This window comes from Photorhabdus cinerea, assembly GCF_011189575.1.
GTDB lineage: Bacteria > Pseudomonadota > Gammaproteobacteria > Enterobacterales > Enterobacteriaceae > Photorhabdus > Photorhabdus cinerea.
Map to the genome: position 1 here is coordinate 1 of NZ_PUJW01000122.1, position 819 is coordinate 819.

General features: G+C 37.7%; 2 protein-coding genes. Both read right to left on the reverse strand.

Annotation, left to right across the window (positions count from 1 at the left end; all coding sequences use genetic code 11):
- Positions 1-191, reverse strand: a 191-nt coding sequence (locus C5469_RS22895) for a hypothetical protein (RefSeq protein WP_166311002.1), incomplete at its 3' end; no start/stop codon positions are given.
- A 117-nt stretch (positions 192-308) separates the two neighbouring features.
- Positions 309-521, reverse strand: coding sequence for a KTSC domain-containing protein (locus tag C5469_RS22900; protein WP_072008848.1), 213 nt, complete (start codon positions 519-521; stop codon positions 309-311).
- Positions 522-819 lie beyond the last annotated feature (298 nt).

An 819-nucleotide genomic window follows, 5' to 3' on the forward strand; every position in this document is an offset into this window, starting at 1 on the left:
TGATCAGGACGCGGGATGATTTCTTTTGCAAATAAAAGTGCATCATCAATGCTAAGAGCAGCAAAAAATGAGCTGAGTCTGCTTAGTCTTTTTGCAAAATCAGGCACATTTTGTCTTACATATTCAGTGATAATCGCACCCTCGTTGAGATGACCGCCTCTATCTGCGTGAAAAAATTTATATTCTCTCATTTAAGAGCCTTTGGTTAGGGGTAGTACATTAGTTTTATTATATTATTTAATATACGAAGATATCAAAACTCAGTGTCAGTAAAAGTCAGAAAGCGAGGCATAACCTCGCTTAATTAATCAACCTACTTTGCTATATCTATAAACTTCTTTGATGTACTGATGGAAGTATTTTCCTTTGGATGGGGCGCTCATCAATCCTTGGTACACATTAGAAGGAACATTATAGTATTGATACACTCCGCTACTATGGAAAGCTATTTCCAATGTTTTCGTAGCTTGGTCATAACCAACAGAACGAAGGTTTGAAGATGAAACAGGAACTCGATTCACGTTCTAAATCTCCTATATGCGGGAAAAGTCCCAAGAAAATATTAGAACACTTTAAGAATTATAACTTTGTAGACGATCACGGGCACAAGTTAGAACTATGCCAAGATTTTATAGATCTTGTGAAGTTATCCGCAAAATAAAGAATATCTAATCAATGAGCCTCAGTTATCTGGGGCTTTTTATTATCTAGCGCATTCACACGCGCCTCTATTTCTAAACGCAGAGCCTTACAGAAAGCGAACCTGAGAAATCCGTTAATGGTATTTCTGCGGGCGGCATTTCTGTGTGAACAGGTTCG